The 19,859-nt window shown below is 70.4% G+C and carries 18 protein-coding genes; 1 reads left to right on the top strand and 17 read right to left on the bottom strand.

Annotation, left to right across the window (positions count from 1 at the left end; genetic code table 11):
* Positions 1 to 10: 10 nt before the first annotated feature.
* On the top strand, positions 11 to 505 hold the full coding sequence (locus B7K22_RS11210) for a GNAT family N-acetyltransferase (protein ID WP_084040335.1): 495 nt from the start codon (positions 11 to 13) through the stop codon (positions 503 to 505).
* A gap of 2 nt (positions 506 to 507) precedes the next feature.
* Here B7K22_RS11210 and B7K22_RS11215 read toward each other — a convergent pair whose 3' ends face one another.
* From B7K22_RS11215 to infB, 17 genes are all read right to left on the bottom strand, one after another.
* Positions 508 to 981: a hypothetical protein gene (locus tag B7K22_RS11215; protein ID WP_084040337.1), complete on the bottom strand. Its 474-nt coding sequence runs from the start codon at positions 979 to 981 to the stop codon at positions 508 to 510.
* On the bottom strand, positions 982 to 1,725 hold the full coding sequence (gene dapB, locus B7K22_RS11220; protein ID WP_084040514.1) for a 4-hydroxy-tetrahydrodipicolinate reductase: 744 nt from the start codon (positions 1,723 to 1,725) through the stop codon (positions 982 to 984).
* A 204-nt stretch (positions 1,726 to 1,929) separates the two neighbouring features.
* Positions 1,930 to 3,249: a pitrilysin family protein gene (locus B7K22_RS11225; RefSeq protein WP_084040339.1), complete on the bottom strand. Its 1,320-nt coding sequence runs from the start codon at positions 3,247 to 3,249 to the stop codon at positions 1,930 to 1,932.
* Positions 3,250 to 3,270: 21 nt separating this feature from the next.
* Positions 3,271 to 4,791, bottom strand: a complete 1,521-nt coding sequence (locus B7K22_RS11230; RefSeq protein ID WP_144276405.1) for a hypothetical protein — start codon at positions 4,789 to 4,791, stop codon at positions 3,271 to 3,273.
* 174 nt (positions 4,792 to 4,965) lie between these two features.
* The gene (locus B7K22_RS11235; RefSeq protein ID WP_084040342.1) at positions 4,966 to 6,417 is read right to left on the bottom strand and encodes a UbiA family prenyltransferase; all 1,452 of its coding nucleotides are present in this window, start codon (positions 6,415 to 6,417) and stop codon (positions 4,966 to 4,968) included.
* Positions 6,418 to 6,544: 127 nt separating this feature from the next.
* Positions 6,545 to 6,931 (bottom strand): SMR family transporter, encoded by a 387-nt coding sequence (locus B7K22_RS11240; RefSeq protein WP_084040344.1) that lies wholly within the window; start codon positions 6,929 to 6,931, stop codon positions 6,545 to 6,547.
* Between the two features lie 279 nt (positions 6,932 to 7,210).
* Entirely contained in the window at positions 7,211 to 9,424 is a 2,214-nt protein-coding gene (locus B7K22_RS11245) for a polyribonucleotide nucleotidyltransferase (protein ID WP_084040346.1), read from the bottom strand.
* 313 nt (positions 9,425 to 9,737) lie between these two features.
* Positions 9,738 to 10,007, bottom strand: a complete 270-nt coding sequence (rpsO, locus tag B7K22_RS11250; RefSeq protein ID WP_084040348.1) for a 30S ribosomal protein S15 — start codon at positions 10,005 to 10,007, stop codon at positions 9,738 to 9,740.
* Positions 10,008 to 10,156: 149 nt separating this feature from the next.
* Entirely contained in the window at positions 10,157 to 11,272 is a 1,116-nt protein-coding gene (locus B7K22_RS11255) for an alcohol dehydrogenase catalytic domain-containing protein (RefSeq protein ID WP_084040350.1), read from the bottom strand.
* A 189-nt stretch (positions 11,273 to 11,461) separates the two neighbouring features.
* Entirely contained in the window at positions 11,462 to 12,388 is a 927-nt protein-coding gene (locus B7K22_RS11260; RefSeq protein WP_084040352.1) for an amino acid ABC transporter permease, read from the bottom strand.
* Positions 12,385 to 13,038: an amino acid ABC transporter permease gene (locus B7K22_RS11265; RefSeq protein ID WP_084040354.1), complete on the bottom strand. Its 654-nt coding sequence runs from the start codon at positions 13,036 to 13,038 to the stop codon at positions 12,385 to 12,387. Before B7K22_RS11265 ends, B7K22_RS11260 begins: the two co-directional genes overlap by 4 nt.
* Positions 13,039 to 13,105: 67 nt before the next feature.
* Positions 13,106 to 13,969 (bottom strand): glutamate ABC transporter substrate-binding protein, encoded by an 864-nt coding sequence (locus B7K22_RS11270; protein ID WP_084040355.1) that lies wholly within the window; start codon positions 13,967 to 13,969, stop codon positions 13,106 to 13,108.
* A 48-nt stretch (positions 13,970 to 14,017) separates the two neighbouring features.
* Positions 14,018 to 14,791: an amino acid ABC transporter ATP-binding protein gene (locus tag B7K22_RS11275; protein ID WP_084040357.1), complete on the bottom strand. Its 774-nt coding sequence runs from the start codon at positions 14,789 to 14,791 to the stop codon at positions 14,018 to 14,020.
* Positions 14,792 to 14,830: 39 nt separating this feature from the next.
* A complete protein-coding gene (locus B7K22_RS11280) occupies positions 14,831 to 15,805 on the bottom strand; it encodes a bifunctional riboflavin kinase/FAD synthetase (protein ID WP_084040515.1) in 975 nt (324 codons plus the stop codon).
* A gap of 8 nt (positions 15,806 to 15,813) precedes the next feature.
* Positions 15,814 to 16,761 (bottom strand): tRNA pseudouridine(55) synthase TruB, encoded by a 948-nt coding sequence (gene truB, locus B7K22_RS11285; protein ID WP_084040359.1) that lies wholly within the window; start codon positions 16,759 to 16,761, stop codon positions 15,814 to 15,816.
* On the bottom strand, positions 16,745 to 17,209 hold the full coding sequence (gene rbfA, locus B7K22_RS11290) for a 30S ribosome-binding factor RbfA (RefSeq protein ID WP_084040361.1): 465 nt from the start codon (positions 17,207 to 17,209) through the stop codon (positions 16,745 to 16,747). The genes truB and rbfA overlap by 17 nt, the downstream gene beginning before the upstream one ends.
* Positions 17,209 to 19,854: a translation initiation factor IF-2 gene (gene infB, locus B7K22_RS11295; protein WP_084040362.1), complete on the bottom strand. Its 2,646-nt coding sequence runs from the start codon at positions 19,852 to 19,854 to the stop codon at positions 17,209 to 17,211. The genes rbfA and infB overlap by 1 nt, the downstream gene beginning before the upstream one ends.
* Positions 19,855 to 19,859: the final 5 nt, after the last annotated feature.

The following is a 19,859-nucleotide window of genomic DNA, read 5'->3' on the forward strand; positions in this document are numbered from 1 at the left end:
GCTGGTGGGCATGCCCACCGCCGACGTCTCCGCCCGACCCGCCGTCCCAGGGGACGAGGAGGCGATCGCCGCCATCCAGCTCGCCGCCTGGCACGGCCTCGTCGGGGCCGCGGCTGTCGCGCAGATCCCTCGAGACCAGGTGCTCGCCACCTGGCAGGCGGCCGTGGAGTCGCCGCCGTCACGCGAGCACAGGGTGTTCGTCGCCACCGATGGGCCGCACGTGGTCGGCTTCGCCGCGCTCGGCCCAGCAGGCGAGATCGTCGCGCTCGAGGTCGCGCCCGAGCACCGCCGCCACGGTCACGGCTCCCGCCTGCTGGCGGCGTGCGTCGACACGGTACGGATCCAGGGCGGGACGAGCGTTCGCGCATGGGCGCTGCAGGGCGACGATGCGCGCCGGGCCTTCCTGACCGGCGCCGGGCTGGGCGAGGGGGGCGTCAGGCGCGGCATGGAGGGTCCCGACGGCGAGCTCACCGAGGTCATGTACCGCGCCGAGCTCGGCGACTGACGTCAGCCGCGGTCGCGCTTGCGCTCGGCGCGGAACAGCTCGGCCGCGTGGCGCATGGACCTGCGTGCCATCGAGCGGTCGCGATTGTCGTCGTACGCATGGGCGACGTGGAACCACGCGCGCCAGTCATCGGGGTTCTGCTCGGCGCCCAGCCGCGCGACCTCGAACGCCGCCTCGGCGGCCTCGTCGGTGAGCCGGCCGGACGGGGTGGTCTCTCCCCCGCCGATCGGCAGCCGGCCCTCGCGTTCGAGCTGGGTCGCCATCCGCTGCGTGTCGATGCCGAGCCGCCACTCATGGAAGAGCCACCACACCCCGACTGCGGGGAGGACCAGCAGCGCGCCTCCCAGCAGCTTCGCCGCGGTCTCGGGTGCGCCCAGGAACGCGAAGGCGAAATCCGCGACGAACGCGAAGTACAGCGCGACGATCACCGTCATCGCGACGGCCGCCAGGAAAGCAGGGTTGCGGAACAGCTTCATCTACAGCGACATGTAGCGGTCGAGGCCCACCGTGAGGCCAGGGTGGCCCGCGACCTCGCGCACGCCCAGCAGCACTCCTGGCATGAACGAGATGCGGTCGAAGCTGTCGGTGCGGATCGTGAACGCCTCGCCGGGATTGCCGAACATGATCTCCTCGTGGGCGACCATGCCGCGCAGCCGCACGGCATGCACGTGGACGCCGTCGACGTTCGCTCCGCGGGCGCCGTCGGGGTCGTGGGTGGTGGCGTCCGGCATCGCGGGCGCTCCCGCCTGCGCGCGCGCCGCGGCGATGCCCCGCGCGGTGTGCAGCGCCGTGCCTGAGGGCGCATCCACCTTGTCGGGATGGTGGAGCTCGACCACCTCGGCAGACTCGAAGTAGGGCGCCGCCGCGGCGGCGAATCGCATCGCGAGCACCGCACCCAGCGCGAAGTTGGGCGCGACCAGCACGCCCAGTTCGGGGCGCTCGCGCAGGTGCTCGTCGACGCGCGCGAGCGACTCCTGCGTCCACCCCGTGGTGCCGACCACCGCGTGGATGCCGGCGTCGATGAGCGCGTGGACGTTGGCCTCGGTCACGTCCGGCACCGTGAAGTCCACGGCGACCTCGGCCCTGGCGTGGACGGCCGCGGCGATCTCGTCGTCGGCGTCCAGGGCCGCGACCATCGTGAGGTCATCGGCGGCCTCGACGGCTCGAACGGTGTGGGAACCCATGCGCCCCGAGGCGCCCAGCACGGCGACATTGATCATGGCCTCGAGCCTAACGGCCACGCGCGTCGCCATCGCGCATGCTCCCTCACCCGGAGGAACATGCCGGCACGCGGGCCGTCGGGCGCGCTGGCGGTCACTCGGTGCCGGGGCGGGCGCGAGGCCGGAACTCTGTGCTTTCCATGGCGCGCGGCACAGGGCCTGCGATGGCGCTGCGACAGAGCGCGCACAGCGCGCCACGCATTGTCACGCCCCGGGACCCACCCGCACCGAGACGCGCTCCCGCGAGGCGAGCTCGGCTGCCAGGCCCACCACCGCATCGGCCGTCACCGCGCGCACCTGGTCGAGCGACTCGCCTATCGACCACAGCTCGCCGAACACCAGCTCGGCCTTCCCCAGCCTGGACATGCGCGAGTAGGAGTCCTCGAGCCGCAGCACCGTGGTGCCGGCGATCTGGCCCTTGGCCTTGGCGAGCTCCTCGGCGCTGACGCCCTCGGAGAGCCGCTCGAGCTCGGCTGCGAGCAGCCGCTCGACCTCGTCGGCGTTGGACGGGTTGCACGCGGCGTACATGCCCCAGATGCCGGTCTCTGCGTTGGGCGCCCCGAACGAGTAGACCGCGTACGTGAGGCCACGCCTCTCACGGATCTCCTGGAACAGCCGGGACGACATTCCGCCTCCGAGGATCGCGTTCATGACTCCGAGCGTCGCGCGGCGCTCATCGGTGGCGCGGAACCCGCGCGAGCCGAGCATCACGTGCGACTGCTCGAGATCGCGGGTGATCCGCACGGAAGGGGTGATCGCCGCGTCGACCTCGGCGAAAGTGTCACGCCGGTCCACGGGCGCGGTCTCACCCGTGAGGTTCCAGCCGCCGGCGACCAGCGCATCGGCCACGAGCTCGCACACCGTCTCGTGGTGGACGTTGCCGGCCGCGGTGACGATGAGCCCGGCCGGTCCGTAGTGCTGCTGGTAGTGCTCCCACACCGCATCTCGCGACACGGAGCGGATGATGTCGGGCGTGCCGCCGATGGGCCGGCCCAGCGGGTGGCCGGCGAGCACCGCCTCGGTGAAGCGCTCGTGAACGACGTCGCCCGGGTCGTCCTCGGCCATCGCGAGCTCCTCGAGGATGACCCCGCGCTCCATGTCGAAGTCCGCCTGGTCGAGCCGCGCCGACGTCACCATGTCGAGGATCACGTCCACCGCGAGCGGCAGGTCGGTGTCGATGGTGCGCGCGTAGTAGCAGGTGTACTCCTTGCCGGTCAGCGCGTTGGACTCGCCTCCCACGCGGTCGAAGGCCTCGGCGATGTCGAGCGCGCTGCGACGGGCCGTGCCCTTGAACAGCAGATGCTCGAGGAAGTGGGTGGAGCCGGCATGCTCGGGAGTCTCGTCGCGGCTGCCCACACCCACCCACGCGCCGAAGGTGGCCGACCGCATGCCGGGGATGTGCTCCGTCAGCACGCGCACGCCGCCCGGCAGCACCGAGCGCTGGATCACCGCGCCCTGGTCCTGCTCGACGGTGAGGTGGGCGCCCAGCGAGGACGCGGAGACGAGGGGAAGGGCGTGAGGCATACGGGTGAGCCTACGCGCCCCTCAGAGCGAGGCCGGCAGCCTCACCTCATCGCAGAACGGCTCGCCGAAGTCCAGGGTGTAGGCGTCATTCGCGCCCGTGACCACCCGATGAACGAGGCGCGGGTCCTCACCGCTCGTCTCGACCCACCGCTCCATGACGACGCACCGCGCCGCCTCGTCCGGATTCCACTCGACGACGGCGGCTGACAGCGCGCTCACCGCCTCCGACTGCGATGCGAAGGTCTCGACCGCCGACCAGTTCGCCGCCTGCTGGACGACCACCCAGGCGCCGAGTGCCGGCAGCACGACCATGCCCCATCGCTCCGCGACGCGCGGCCGGACGGAGAGCGCCAGTGCCGCGAGCACGATCGCGACCACCGCGACGCCGGTGACGTACGAGATGTACACCCTGCCGGGGAACACGATCTCCCGGATGTACTTCTCGGTGAAGGAGTGCATCGCGTAGGTCAGCAGCACGAGGGTCCCCAGCATCGCGACGATGACCCACGCGCGGCGGTTCACGGTGAGCGCACGGCGACGGCGTGCGAGGATCAGCGCCGCGGCCACGATCATGATGAGCGCGAAGGCGCACACCAGGACCAGTGACGTGACGCGCAGTCCTCCCGTCATGGCCATGAGCTCGCGGAGTCCGTACCCAGGAACGGTCGCTCCTGTCAGCCGCGCGAGCACGGCGACGCCCTCGGGGCGGAGGGCGACGTCGGTGCCCGCGTACTCCGCGAGGTCGAGAGTGGAGACATAGATGCGCCCCGCGACGAAGACGAGCGCAGGGATGACGACGCCTACGAGGCCGAGCATGAGGGGACGGCGACCGGGGCGGGCCGCGCGACGCTCGCTGACGAACGCCCATCCGTAGGCGATCGCCGTCGCCGCCACGGCGGCCGCGATCGTCTCGTAGAACAGCACCCCGCACACGGCAACGACGCCGACGACGCTCGCGACGAGCCACAGCGGCCGTTGCGAGCCCACTGCCCACAGCCCTGCTGCGACGACGAGCAGCGACAGCACCCCCGCACCCAGTCCGACATCGAAGATGGAGAGAAGCCCGTCGGTCGACCACGGGTGCAGCTGGATCAGCACCGCTATCGCGATCGACACGGCCGCATAGGCGCGCGAGCAGCGCAGCCACCCATTCGCGCGCGCCACGAACCGCGCCGCAGCCACAAGCGTGAGTGCCGCCGCCGCGGACAGGGCCACGAGCATGGCCAGTCCCGCCCCGCGGTACCACAGCTCCATCGAGAGGCCCGATCGGACCGCGAGGTCGTGCATCGCGAAGTGGAACGTGTACGAGAAGAAGCGGCCCACCGGGCTGAAGCGATTCGGCTGCCACCCCGTGACCCACGACTCGGTGAGGGCCGTGGCGTACGACCCATCGAACTGGGGGTAGGCCTCGTGCGAGAGCTGCAGGTCATCGCTGAACAGCGGAGCGCTCCACGCAGGAGCGTACGCGACCGCCAGCGCCGCGGTGCCCAAGGCGACCCACGCCAGCGTCCGCAAGCGACGTGCCAGCCGCGCGCCCGTCATGCCGCGGCCCGTCGAGCCCATGCGACGTCGCGGCTGGCCCGCCCCGATCCTCGCGCTGCAGCGTGAGCGACGCCGCCGAGCGGCACCACACGCGCACCCGTCACGAGAACCACGTCCGACCCCATTCCCCCAGCGTGGTGACGATCGTCAGTGTAGCGACGGCACGGCCGTTGTCTAGGCGATCACCGCCGTGAGCACGATCACAATGGCCAGCACGATCGTGATGCGCGAGTTGCGGTCGCGAAGCGCGAACAGGATGGGATCGTCGTTCATGTGCCCGCGCGCGGCCAGCAGCCAGGCCCTCGTCAGCCAGTACACGAACAGCGGCACCAGCGCCCACAGCGCATACGGAAGCGAATAGCTCTGTGCGACCTGTGGCGAATCCATGTAGAGCACCAGCACGAGAGCGGCGATGAGGCCCGAGGCCGGGCCCGTGCTCAGGAACACCTGAGCATCGCCGATGTCGTATCCGCGGCCCCACGCGAGGTCGCCGTGGTTCCTGAAGTCGCTGTAGCGCTTCATGAGAGCCAGCGACAGAAAGAGGAACGTCGAGAAGGCGAGGATCCAGATCGATGGCGCCACCATGACCGCCGCGCTGCCGGCGACGATGCGCCACGTGTACAGGAGGGCGAGGGTGACGACGTCCGCGATGATCTTGCGTTTGAGATAGAGCGAGTAGAAGGTCGTGACGGCGGCATAGACGAGCAGCGTGCCGAGGAACGCCCGGCCGACGAGCGCGCCGAGCGCGACGGCGGCCACCGTCATCGCGACCGTCGCGACGACGGCCCACGGAATCGCGATCTGACCTGCCGCGAGAGGCCGCAAGCGCTTCGTGGCGTGGGCGCGGTCGCTCTGCAGGTCGAGAAGGTCGTTCCACAGGTAGGCGGACGACGCCACGAGGCCGAAGGCGAGGAACGCGACGAGCGCCGCGACCACGGCGTCGAGGTCGGTCCACAGGTGCGCGGCGAGGAGTGGGACGAGCACCAGGACGTTCTTGGCCCACTGATGCACTCTGAGCTGCCTCCACCAGGCGCCGAGAGTTGCCGGGGCGTGCTCGCGGCGGAGTCGAACGGTCGGCTTGCCGAGCCGTCCGGTCGCCGTGAGGACCCGCGGCGCAGCGTCGACGGTGATCACCTCAGCGGCACGCTCCCACACCGGCTCGTCCCGAGCGGAGTCGCCGATGTAGGCCCACGGCTCGCCATCGAAGTAGCGATCGATGGCCGCCGCCTTGTGCTCGGAGCGAAGGTTGCCGAAGTCGCCATCGGACGCGAGCACCGCCTCGAAGCCTCCGAGGTGACGGGCGATGTCCTCCGCATAGGGCCGAGCCGCCGCCGTGGCAAGGATCACGCGCGCTCCACGGCCGCGCGCGTCGGCCACGTAGTCGATCACGGGAGCGGAGTACGGCAGCGTCGCCGCGTCGAGCTCGACTCGAGCCGCCAGCTCCGTCTTGAGCACCGCACGGCCTCGCGAGACCCACCGGACCATGTCGATGGTCGCGCTGGGAGTCATCAGCAGGTACCGGAGAGCCGACTCCCACAGGAGATCTGTGGAGATCAGCGTGCCGTCGACGTCCACCGCGAGGCATCGCACCTCCGGGTACGTCGCCGTCTCCCCAGTGTCGGACATCGCGCCTCGCCCCTCCCTCAACGCCCCGCTCTGACGCAAGCGCCACACTACGGCACGGGCACCGGTGACCACAGGTGCTCCGCCATGAGCTCGCCACAGCGTCGCGAGCGGGCGCGCTCGAGGACGGTCATGGGGCGGACGCGCGCGAGAGGACGAACACCCCCACGACGATGAGCCCGATCCCCGCCACCTTCATGACCGTCAAGGGCTCCCCGAACACTGCCGCCGCGACGAGCGCGTTGGCGACGAAGCCGAGCGAGAGCATCGGATAGGCGACACTGAACGGCGCCTTCGAGAGCACGGCGATCCAGAGTCCGAAGCTGACGACATAGCAGACCAGCCCGGTGAGGATCAGCGGTTGGAAGACGATGCGCGCCACGCTGCCCAGCACGGCGTCGGCCCGGAACAGGGTCTCCCCCAGCGCGGTGGTGCCCGCCTTGAGCAGCAGTTGGGCGCCCGCATTGAGCGCGACGCCCGCGAGCAGCGTCGCCCACACGCCTGCGCCGAGTCCCATCAGCCCGCTCCCCCCACGAGGACGCCCTCGTGCGCGGCAGTCTACCGACCGGTGCGTGGCGAGGGCTCGTCCTCCGCGCATCGGCCGTCCGTCCGCCGCCGGAAGCTGCGGGTCGATCCTCGTACGACCCGCAGGGACCTGCACAGCGCGGCGTCACGCGGGCCGATGCGCCGACGACCCGTGGTGACCCAGCGCTGAATCGTGCCGGGTACGCCCAAGGGCGGCCCCGGCGCGTGAACCGCGCCAGGACCGCCCTCGGGATGAGTGGGAACCAGGCGACTACTCGCCAGCCTCCTCGGACGCGTCCTCGGACGAGCCCTCCTCGACGACGCCCAGCGACAGCTTGCCGCGCGGGTCGACCTCGTTGATCTCGACCTGGATCTTCTGGCCGATCGACAGGACGTCCTCGACGTTGTCGACGCGCTTGCCGCCCACGAGCTTGCGGATCTGCGAGATGTGCAGCAGGCCGTCCTTGCCGGGGCTGAGCGAGATGAACGCACCGAAAGCGACGGTCTTGACGACGGTGCCGACGAAGCGCTCGCCCACCTCGGGCACGTGCGGGTTGGCGATCGCGTTGATCGCCGCGCGCGCGGCCTCGGCCGACGGGCCGTCGACGGCGCCAATGAACACCGTGCCGTCGTCCTCGATCGAGATGTCGGCACCGGTGTCGTCCTGGATCTGGTTGATCATCTTGCCCTTGGGGCCGATGACCTCGCCGATCTTGTCCACGGGCACGCGCACCGTGATGATGCGGGGTGCGTGCGGGCTCATCTCGTCGGGCTCGGAGATGGCCTGCTCCATGACGCCCAGGATGTGCAGGCGCGCGTCCTTGGCCTGGCCCAGCGCGCCGGCGAGCACCGATGCGGGGATGCCGTCGAGCTTGGTGTCCAGCTGGATCGCGGTGACGAACTCGGACGTGCCGGCGACCTTGAAGTCCATGTCGCCGAACGCGTCCTCGGCGCCCAGGATGTCCGTCAGCGCCGCGTAGCGGGTCTCGCCGTCGACCGTGTCGGAGACGAGGCCCATCGCGATGCCAGCGACGGGGGCCTTGAGCGGCACGCCCGCGTTGAGCATGGCGAGCGTCGAGGCGCACACCGAGCCCATCGAGGTCGAGCCGTTCGAGCCGAGCGCCTCGGACACCTGACGGATCGCGTACGGGAAGTCCTCACGCGACGGCAGCACCGGCACCAGGGCACGCTCGGCGAGCGCGCCGTGGCCGATCTCGCGGCGCTTGGGCGAGCCCACGCGACCGGTCTCGCCGGTGCTGAACGGCGGGAAGTTGTAGTGGTGCATGTAGCGCTTCTTCGTCTCCGGGTTGAAGGAGTCGATCTGCTGCTCCATCTTGAGCATGTTCAGCGTGGTGATGCCCATGATCTGGGTCTCGCCGCGCTCGAAGATGGCGGAGCCGTGCACGCGCGGGATGGGGCCGACCTCGGCCGACAGCGGGCGGATGTCCGCGAGCCCACGACCGTCGATGCGGACGCCGTCCTTGAGGATGCGCTGGCGGATGGTCTGCTTGGTGACCGAGCGGATCGCGGCGGACACCTCCTTCTCGCGTCCCTCGAACTGCGTGGCGAAGTGCTCGAGCGCGGCGGCCTTGATCTCGTCGAGGCGGTTCTCGCGGGTCTGCTTGTCCGCGATCTGCAGCGCCTCGGTGAGGTCGCCTGCCACGTGCGGCTCGACGGCCGCGAAGACGTCGTCCTGGTAGTCGAGGAAGCGCGGGAACTCCACCGTCTCCTTGGCGGCCTTGTCGGCCAGCTGCTGCTGGGCCTCGCACAGGGCGCGGATGAAGGGCTTGGCGGCCTCGAGGCCCTCGGCCACGACCTCCTCGGTGGGAGCCTGGGCGCCCTCGGAGATCAGGTTGAAGGAGTCGTCGGTGGCCTCGGCCTCGACCATCATGATCGCGACGTCGTCACCGACGATGCGGCCGGCCACGACCATGTCGAACACCGCGCGCTCCTTCTCGGAGTAGCGCGGGAAGCACACCCACTGGCCGTCGATGAGCGCGATGCGCACGCCCCCGATGGGGCCGGAGAAGGGCAGGCCGGACAGCTGCGTCGACATGGACGCGGCGTTGATGGCGAGCGTGTCGTACGCGTCGTCGGGGTGGATCGCGAGGACGTCGATGACGACCTGGACCTCGTTGCGCAGGCCCGAGACGAAGGACGGGCGCAGCGGGCGGTCGATGAGGCGGCACGTGAGGATCGCGTCCGTCGAGGGACGGCCCTCGCGGCGGAAGAACGAGCCGGGGATCTTGCCGGCGGCGTACGAGCGCTCCTCGACGTCCACGGTCAGGGGGAAGAAGTCGAAGCCGTCGCGGGGGTGCTTGCCTGCCGTGGTGGCTGACAGCAGCATGGTCTCGCCGTCGAGGTACGCGGCGGTCGAGCCGGCGGCCTGCTTGGCGAGGCGTCCGGTTTCGAAGCGGACGGTGCGGGTGCCGAACGAGCCATTGTCGATGGTCGCCTCGGCGTACTGGATCTCGGGACCTTCCATCAGGAAGTCGCTCCAATCGTTATGGAGCAGGCACGGCCGAACTCAAGGGGCTAGTTGCCTCACTGATCGTCAGTCGACATGCTCAGATTCGTGTCCGCGTCTCACGCGCGGGAATTCTGCCCATCTCCACCGAGGATCAGCGTCCAGCTGGCCTGCCAGGTGTATGAAGTTGGGCGCCGCCAGGGGTGGCGGGCCGCATCTATGCTATCAGGACGGACCCGAGATCGACGATGCACGGGCCCGACAAGCGAAAGACCCGGCCGCTCGACCTCCGTGAGGAGGGAGCAGCCGGGCCGAGCGCACCGGGCGCGTCTCAGCGACGCAGGCCCAGGCGCTCAATCAACGAGCGGTAACGCTCGATGTCGACACGCTGCAGGTAGTTCAGCAGGTTGCGGCGCTGACCGACGAGCAGCAGCAGGCCACGACGCGAGTGGTGGTCGTGCTTGTGCTTCTTGAGGTGCTCGGTGAGGTCCTTGATGCGCTGGCTGAGGAGCGCGACCTGCACCTCGGGCGAACCGGTGTCACCCTCGGACGTGGCGTACTCGGTCATGATGGACTGCTTGGTGGCTGCGTCGAGAGGCATGCGCACTCCTGTTTCTTGTCTCGTTGCGCGGCGCACCCGGGCTGGTTCTCCGGGGCACTGGGATCCGCGGCCGTTTCACGGCGACGTCCTATGGTACAGGACGGGGGCGGTCGCGCGCGACGGACCCTGCACGCGGCCGATGCGTCGGCTCAGCTCTCGACGCGCCTCGCCGGGACGATCGCTCCCCGCAGGTCGGTGGCGTCGCCTGCCAGCACGGCTGCGGCTGTGCGCTCGAGCGGGACGGGCGCCCCGATGAGGGCTGCCCACGGTCGCACGGCATGGGTCGACACGAGCAGCTCGACGGCGTGGGCGAGGTGCCGCGGCTCGGGGCCCACCACTCCGCGCACGCTCAGCCCCTCCCGCGCCATTCGCGCGCCGTCGAGCGCCGACTGCCCACCGTCCAGGGGACCCAGCAGCACCATCGAGCCTCCGCGCGCGAGCATGCCCAGCCCGGACGTGAGCGCGGATCCGGAGCCGCACGTGACGATGACGGCGTCGCTCGCCGGCATCCGGGCGGCGGGGTCGATGGCCAGGTCGGCTCCGAACTCCTGCGCCCGCAGGCGCCGCGAGGCCTGCGGTTCGACCGCGACGCATGACGCCGCGCCCTGCTCGCTCGCGAGGGCGAGCGCCGCAAGCCCGATCAGGCCGGCGCCCACCACCGTGACGCGCAGTCCAGCGACCGGACCGACCCGGTCCACCGCCGCTGCCGCACGAGCGATGGCGCAACCCGCAGGGCTCAGCAGCGCATCGGGGCCCCAGGAGGGGATGCGCGCGAGAGCAGCGCCGCTCGGGAGCACCGCGTGCGTCGCGAACGCACCGGACAGCGGTGCCGCCTGCGTGACGGGTTCCGACCCGACCTCCCGCGCGCCCGCACACGAGGCCGTGTCCCCCGCCCGACAGCGGCGGCACTCGCCGCAGGACGTGCGGGCGAGCCACACAAGTCGGTCGCCGACGGCGATCGCGTAGCCGTCGACGTCGAGGACGGGCCCGCCGGTCGCCACCACCGCGCCCACGCCTTCATGCCCGAGGATGGTGGGAGCTCCGCCGAAGCGTCGCTCCTCCATCACTCGCCGAACGCAGCCGCACACGGTGGCGCAGGCCATCTCGACGAGCACCTCGCCCGGTCCCACCTCCGGTATGGCCGCCGCCGCGACCTCGAGGTCGCCTCCGCCCCGCCAGAGGGCCACTGACGCGTCGAGCGGCACCTCAGGAGCCGGCGCGATCGGAACCGTCGCGGTCGCGGGTCGGTGTGTCGCTTCGGCCATGGAGCGAATGTCTCCGGTGACGTCCCCTGTGACAAGGACTGCGCGCGCCTTCGCCGGAAGGTTCACGCACTGTTCAGGCGGCGTTCACCGCCGCGCTCGCACCGGCAGCGTCCGAGGTGCGGCGTGCGGGGATCCGGCAGGCCTACGCCCACCGTGGTGTCCCCGGCGTCCTGTCGGCGACGTCCGCCCCTAGGGTCCGAGCCTGCCCTCGGCGGCCCGGCCGGTGTTCGCGGCCAGGCGGCTGGCCTCGGCACCGCCCTCGTGCATGGCGGCCGAGTCGTCGCCGTTCCTCACGGTGTGCTTCGACCGGCGCATGCGGCCCTCGAGCCAGATCGCGAGGCGCGAGATCGACAGGTTGATCAGGATGTACACCAGCGCCCCGGCGATGAACAGCGGCACCGTGTAGTAGTCGCCGAAGTAGTCACGGTTGAGCTTCACCACCCGCAGCAGCTCCTGGTAGCCGACGATGTAGCCCAGCGAGGTGTCCTTGAGCAGCACCACGATCTGGCTCACCAGGGCGGGCAGCATGATGCGGACCGCCTGCGGCATCTCGATGAGCACGGTCGTCCGCATGGATGAGAGGCCCACGCTGAGCCCCGCCTCGCGCTGGCCCTTCGGCAGCGCCGCGAGGCCGGCGCGCAGGATCTCGGCGACGACGGCGGCGTTGTAGACCACCAGCCCGAAGACCACGGACCACAACGGCGACCAGCCGAACACGAGCTTGGCGAGGAACATCAGCAGCAGCACGGGCAGGCCGCGCGCGAGCTCGGTCGTGACCGCCGCCGATCCGCTGAGCAGGCGCCGGCGCGCGCCTCGGCGCAGCACCGCGACGAGCCCGCCGAACAGCAGCGCGATGGGCGCGGCGATCGCTGCGGCGGTGAGCGTCGCGAGGAGACCGCGCCACAGCGACAGCCAGACGTCGACGGCGTCCTGGCCCTTGGGCGGGTCGATGAAGATGAGCCAGCGCTCGTCGAAGATGCCGTTGCGGTACATCCGGTACGCGAGGTAGCCGAACAGTACGAGGAACGCGAGCGAGAAGACCACGTTGTACACGCGGTCGCGTCGGATCGCCTTGGGGCCGGGCGCGTCGTAGAGGACGGAGGCTTCAGACTTCATCGCGCGAACGCCACCTTCTTCTCGATGCTGCCAGCGAGCACTCCCAGCGGGATGGTGATGACCAGGTACATGAGGCCGATGCCGAAGAAGATCCACATGCCGTCGACCGGATTCGCATTGATGAGGCGCTGCGACGATGCCGTGAGCTCAGTGAAGGCGAACCCCGCCGCAACAGAGGTGTTCTTCGTGAGCGCGATGAGCACCGAGATGAGCGGCGGGATCGCCGACCTCCACGCCTGCGGCAGCACCACCTGCGACAGGGTCTGCCCGAAGGTGAACCCGATGGACCTGGCCGCCTCGGCCTGCCCGATCCCCACCGAGTTGATGCCCGAGCGCATCGCCTCGCACACGAAGGCGCTCGTGTAGATGCTGAGCGACACGATGGCCGGCCAGAAGCCGAGCTGCGGGAAGACGAACCCGAAGGCAGGCGCCACGAACACCCAGAAGAAGAACATCAGGGTGAGCGGCGTGTTGCGGACGATCTCGACGTACACGGTGGCGAAGGTGCGCAGCGGGCCGATGGGCGACACCCGAAAGGCGGCGAGGACGATCCCTCCCAGCAGCGCGAGCGCGCCCGACAGCGCCGTCAGCGACAGGGTCGCGAGGAAGGCTCCCCAGATGAAGCCGAACTCGGCGATGAACGTCTGCACGCGCTCTCCTGACAGGTGATGACTGTGCGTGGCCCCTCAGGCCGAGGGGCCACGCACAGGACGACGGTCAGCTGACCTCGTACCGATCGACGGTGGGGGCCTCCGGCTCGGGCAGCACGGTGCCGGCGGTCTCGTTCCACGCCTCGAGCCAGCGACCGTCCTCGAAGATCTCCTCGAGCACGTCGTTGATCCAGTTGCGGAACTCGGTGTCCTCGCGCTCGAGGCCGATGCCGTACGGCTCCTCGGTGAAGGGCTCGCCTGCGACCTTGAAGGCGTCGTCCTCCGCGACGTAGCCAGCGAGGATCACGTTGTCGGTCGTCACCACGTCGACCTGCCCGTTGCGCAGGGGCTCGAGGCAGTCCGTGTACGCCGCGAACAGCGAGAGCTCCGCCTCCGGGTAGTTGTCCGCGATGTTCTGCGCGGGCGTCGACCCCTCGACGGAGCACACGTTCTTGCCGGCGAGGTCGTCGGGCGAGGTGATGTCCTCGTTGTCCGCGAGCACCATCAGCGCCTGGCCGGCGTTGTAGTACGGGCCCGCGAAGCTGATGCGCTCCTTGCGCTCATCGTTGATCGTGTACGTCGCCACGACGATGTCGACGGTGCCGTCCTCGATGAACTGCTCGCGGTTGGCGGACACGGTCTCGACCCACTCGATGTTGTCCTCGGAGATGCCGAGCTCGCCGGCGATGATCGTGCCGATCTCCACATCGAAGCCCTCCGGGTCTCCGCTGGGCGCGAGCAGACCGAACAGCGGCTGGTCGAACTTGGTGCCGATCGTGATCGAGCCGGCCTCGGCGAGCTCGGCCATGGTCGAGCCTTCGGGGAAGTCCCCCGCCTCGACGTCCTCGGTCTCGCCGTCGCCGGACGAGCACGCCGCCAGCACGATCGCGGCCGCCGCGCCCAGCGCGGCCATCCTGGTCTTCTTCAGCATTGTCTCTCCTCTTCTCCCGCCCCGAGGATCGCCCGGGGCCCTCACGCACTAGTGCGTCAAGATCTTGGACAGGAAGTCCTTGGCCCGCTCCGACTGGGGGTTCGTGAAGAACTCCTCGGGCGTCGCCTCCTCCTGAATGGCGCCGTCGGCCATGAACACCACGCGATTCGCGGCCTTGCGCGCGAAGCCCATCTCGTGTGTCACGACGATCATCGTCATGCCCTCCTTGGCCAGGTCCGTCATCACGTCGAGGACCTCGTTGATCATCTCGGGATCCAGGGCCGACGTGGGCTCGTCGAAGAGCATCACCTTGGGCTTCATCGCGAGAGACCGGGCGATGGCGACGCGCTGCTGCTGGCCCCCGGACAGCTGTGCCGGATACTTGTCGGCCTGGTTCGCGACTCCGACGCGCTCGAGCAGGGCCATCGCCTCCTCGCGGGCCTGCGCCTTGGGCGTGCCCTTGACCTTGATGGGCCCGAGCGTCACGTTCTCGAGGATGGTCTTGTGCGCGAACAGGTTGAAGGACTGGAAGACCATGCCCACGTCCGCACGCAGGCGCGCGAGCGGCTTGCCCTCGTCAGGCAGGGTGACGCCATCGATCTTGATCGTGCCGGAGTCGATGGTCTCGAGGCGGTTGATGGCCCGGCACAGCGTGGACTTGCCCGAGCCCGAGGGACCGATCACGATCACGACCTCGCCCTTGGCGACCGTCAGGTCGATGTCCTTGAGGACATGCAGATCGCCGAAGTGCTTGTTCACCGCTTCGAGAACGACCAGGTGCGTGCTGTCCGCCACTCCGGCGCTTCCAGGGCTTTCGTCCATCCCTTGACCATAGCCGCCTTCACCGGGAATTCGCCCGGCTTAATCGAGATGTAACACGGCGCGGCTCCATGCGACATCCTCGGCGAGCGCCTCGATCAGCGCATCCAGGGAGCCGAAGTCCAGCATCGGCCGGCGCCACTCGACCAGATCGAAGGCGACCTCGGCGCCGTAGAGGTCGAGGCCGGTGCGGTCGATGGCGAACCCCTCGACGCGCAGTCCCTCCGAGCCCACGGTGTAGTTGATGCCGATGCTGATGGCGGCGGGCAGGCGTCCCACCTCGGGGCCTGTCGCGTTCGCTCCGTGGCCGGCCGCGAGCACCGTCAGCCATCCTGCGTACACGCCGTGGCGCGGGATCATGCCGGCGGAGACCTCCAGGTTGGCTGTCGGGAACCCGATCTCCCTGCCGAGCTTGTCGCCGTCCACCACGACTCCCCGGAGCCGGTGCGGCCTGCCGAGCACCTCGGCGGCCTCGACGAGCTTGCCGTTCTCGAGCAGCTCCCTGACCCAGGTCGAGGACCACCGCCGCCCGGACTCCGACACGGCGCATGCGTCGTCGATGACGTCCACCTCGAAACCGTAGGCCTCGCCGAGCGCTCGGAGCGTGTCGACGTCGCCGGCGTTGCCGCGTCCGAACTTGGTGTCCTTGCCGACCACGATGCATGCGGCGTTCAGTCCGTCCACGAGCCAGGACTGCACGAACTCCTCGGGGGTCTGGTCCGCGAACTCGAGCGAGTAGGGCACGACGATCGTCCCGTCGAGGCCGGTCTGGGCCAGCCCCTCGAGCTTGTCCTCGATGCCCATGATCAGAACGGGCGGGTGCTCCGGGTCGTGCACGAGCTTGGGGTGGGGCTCGAAGGTCATCGCGACGGCCGCGTGCCCGCGCGCGCGCGCGTCGGACACCATCTGCTCGAGCACTGCCTGGTGACCGCGATGGACGCCGTCGAAGTTGCCGAGCGTGACGGCGGTGGGTCCGAGGTCGCCCGGCACCTCGTCGAGGCTGTGCCAGATCTGCATGGCGCCCATCATGCCTGAGCGTTCGCGGGCCGAAAGACGACCTCGGGCCTCAAGCGGCCGTTCTCGGGGCGAACGATGGCCACGAGCTCGCCGGCCGCGTCGAGCGCCGCGAGCGGTCCGTCGTACGCGAGGTCAGCGTCGGCGACCAGGTGCTGACCGTATCCGAGCGCGAGCGCATCGGCCTCGGAGAGCGCGTGGACGGGCAGGATGTCGGCCGCCGCGGCGCCCAGCGACAGCCGCGGCACCTCTCCCCCGGCCTCCACCAGCGCGCCGAGCTCGTCGAGCGTGTGCGCGTCCTTGATCTCGAGGTCGCCCACCGAGGTGCGCCGCAGCGACGTGAGATGCCCCCCGACGCTCACGCCGTCGACCTGCAGTGCTGCGCCCAGGTCGCGCGCGAGGGCGCGCACGTAGGTCCCGGAGGACACGTCGACGCGGACATCGAGATCGATGAAGGAGCCCTCGCGGCGGGCACCCAGCACCGAGAACGCGTGCACCGTCACGGGCCGCGCTGGCAGCTCGACGTCCTCGCCCTCGCGCACCCGCTTGTAGGCGCGCTGGCCGTCGATCTTGATGGCGCTGACGGCGCTCGGCACCTGCTGGATGTCGCCGGTCAGCCCGGCGATCGCATCGGCGATCTGCGGTGACGTGACGGCAGTGGCGTCGGCCGTCGCCGTCACGTCGCCCTCGGCGTCGTCCGTGACCGTGCTCTGGCCCAGCCGGATGGTCGCCTCGTACACCTTGTCGTGGCCCACCACGTAGGTGAGCAGCTTGGTCGCGCGCCCGATGCCGATCACGAGCAGGCCGGTGGCCATCGGGTCGAGCGTGCCCGCGTGTCCGACCTTGCGCGTGCCGGCCAGCCGGCGCATGCGGCCGACCACGTCGTGCGAGGTCCAGCCCGCGGGCTTGTCGACGAGGACCAGCCCGGGGGCGGGCTCGTCCTTAGCGCTCCGACCCATCGGCGTCCGCGTCGTCGGACTCGGCGGGCTCGTCCGGACGGCGGTACGGGTCCGCCTCTCCCGCGTACTGCGCGTTCTCCCTCAGCTTCGCGAGCTCAGCGTCACGCTGCTGCGCCTCGTGGAGCGCCTTGTCCAGGCTCGCCGCGGTCTCGGGAACCGCGTCGAGGTGGAACTCGAGGGTGGGGGTGAGCCGGATGCCCAGCTCACCCCCCACCAGCGAGCGCAGGCGCCCCTTGGCCGAGGCGAGGGCGGCGGCCGTGGCCGCGCGCTCCTCCTCCCCGCCGTACACGGTGTAGAACACGGACGCCTGCTGCAGGTCGCCGGTGACGCGAACGTCGGTCACCGTGACGAACCCCAGGCGCGGGTCCTTGATCTCCGTCTCGAGCGCGCGGGCCACCAGCTTCTTGATGGTGCCCGCGAGCTTCAGGGCGCGTGCAGAGTCAGCCATCAGGACCTCGGAATCTCGACCATCTCGAACGTCTCGATGATGTCACCGACCTGGATGTCGTTGAACTTGCCCAGGCCGATGCCGCACTCGTAGCCGTCCTTGACCTCGGTGACGTCGTCCTTGAAGCGACGCAGCGTGTCGATGGTCGGCTCGCCGATGACGACGCCCTCGCGGACGACCTTCGCCTTGGCGTTGCGGGTGATGGTGCCCGAGCGGACCAGGCAGCCGGCGATGTTGCCGAACTTGGAGCTGCGGAAGATCTCCTGGATCTCCGCGGCGCCCACCTGACGCTCCTCGAACTCCGGCTTGAGCATGCCCTTGAGCGACGCCTCGACGTCCTCGATCGCCCGGTAGATGACCGAGTAGAAGCGCATGTCCACGCCTTCGCGGTCCGCGAGGTCCTGGACGCGCTCCGCGGGGCGGACGTTGAAGCCCAGGATGATCGCGTTGTCGACCGTCGCGAGATTCACGTCGTTCTGCGTCACCGCACCCACGCCGCGGTGGATGATGCGCAGGTCGACCTCGTCGCCCACGTCGATCTGGAGCAGCGCGTCCTCGAGCGCCTCGACGGCACCGGACACGTCACCCTTGATGATGAGGTTGAGGGTGTCGACCTTGCCCTCCTCGATGGCCTTCGTGAAGTCCTCGAGGCTGATGCGCTTGCGGCGCTTGGCGAGCTGAGCGGCACGCTCGGCGGCCTCGCGCTTCTCCGCGATCTGGCGGGCGGTGCGATCGTCCTCTGCCACCAGGAAGGTGTCGCCGGCGCCGGGCACCGACGTGAGGCCGATGACCAGGACGGGACGGGCGGGAGTGGCCTCGTCGACGGGCTGGTCGTGCTCGTCGAACATCGCACGCACGCGGCCGTAGGCCGTGCCGGCGACGATCGAGTCGCCCACCCGCAGCGTTCCCGAGTTGACCAGCACCGTCGCGACGGCGCCGCGGCCCTTGTCGAGGTGCGCCTCGACGGCCACACCACGCGCATCCTTGTTGGGGTTCGCGCGCAGCTCCAGGCCGGCGTCAGCGGTCAGCAGCACCGCCTCGAGCAAGTCGTCGATGCCCTGGTTCTTGAGCGCGGAGACGTTGACGAACATCGTGTCGCCGCCCCACTCCTCGTCGACCAGGTTGTACTCGGTGAGCTGCTGGCGGATCTTGTCGGGGTTGGCCCCCTCCTTGTCCACCTTGTTGACCGCGACCACGATCGGCACGTTCGCCGCCTGGGCGTGGTTGAGCGCCTCAATGGTCTGGGGCATCACGCCGTCGTCGGCCGCGACCACGAGGATCGCGATGTCCGTCACCTGCGCACCGCGGGCACGCATGGCGGTGAACGCCTCGTGACCGGGGGTGTCGATGAAGGTGATGGCGCGGGTGACGCCGTCGTGCTCGTGGTGCACCTGGTAGGCGCCGATGTGCTGGGTGATGCCGCCGGCCTCGCCCGAGATGACGTCAGCCTTGCGGATCGAGTCGAGCAGGCGCGTCTTTCCGTGGTCGACGTGACCCATGACGGTGACGACCGGCGGGCGGTCCTCGAGGTCCTCGTCGGTCTCGGCCTCGAGCTCGGCCTCCAGGTCGAGCCCGAAGTCCTCCAGCAGCTCGCGGTCCTCCTCCTCGGGCGACACGATCTGGATCTTGTAGCCCAGCTCGGCGCCCAGGGTCTCGAACGTGTCCTCGTCCAGCGACTGCGTGGCCGTGGCCATCTCGCCCAGGTGGAACAGCACCGTGACCAGCGAGGCGGGATTGACGTCGATGCGCTCGGCGAAGTCCGTCAGCGTCGCGCCGCGGCGCAGCCGGATCAGCGTCTCGCCGTCACCGCGGGGAATGTTGACGCCGCCGATGGCGGGTGCCTGCTGCTGCTCGTACTCGGCCCGCTTGGCGCGCTTCGACTTGCGCGAGCGCGCGGGCTTGCCGCCCTGGCGACCGAACGCGCCGGCCGTGCCGCCGCCGCGACCGCGGCCTCCGGGTGCGGGACGGCCACCGGGACCGCCGAATCCACCGGGACCGCCAGGACCGCCGGGGCCACGACCACCGGGACGGCCGCCGGGGCCGCCGCGCCCCGCGGGTGCGCCGGGGCCGCCCGGCGTCCGGTTGGGCATCTGGCCGGGGGTCGGGCGGGGGCCGCGACCGGGGCCACCAGGGCCGCCTGCGCCGCCGGGACGCGGGCCCGGACGATTGGTCTGGAAGGGGTTGTTGCCGCCCGGCCGGGGGCGCGGACGAGGTCCGGCGGCGCGGTCCGAGAACGGGTTGTTGCCGCCCGGACGGGGCCGCGGCTTGGGCATGTCGGCTGGCGTGGCGCCGGCCGATGCGCCCGGTGCTGGGGCGGCAGGCTTGGCGGCCTCCGGGGTCGCCTGGGGCGCCGGGGCCGGGCTGGCGGGCTCCGCCTCCGCACCAGGTGCAGCCTGCTTGGGGCCTGGCTTGGGGCCCGGCTTGGCGGCGGGCTTGGCGGGCGCCTGGGGTGCGTCCGCGCCCTTGGGGGCGTCGGACGCGCCAGTGTTCGCGGGGAAGGCCTCGCGGGCCTTGCGCACGACGGGCGCCTCGAGAGCGGAGGACGCTCCCTTGACGTACTCGCCAAGCTCGTTGAGCTTGGTGATCAGATCCTTGCTCGAGACTCCGAGCTCTTTCGCGATCTCATGAACGCGGGGCTTTGCCACAATTC

Origin of the sequence: Demequina sp. NBRC 110053 (genome assembly GCF_002090095.1) — a bacterium.
In the GTDB taxonomy this organism is placed as follows: domain Bacteria; phylum Actinomycetota; class Actinomycetes; order Actinomycetales; family Demequinaceae; genus Demequina.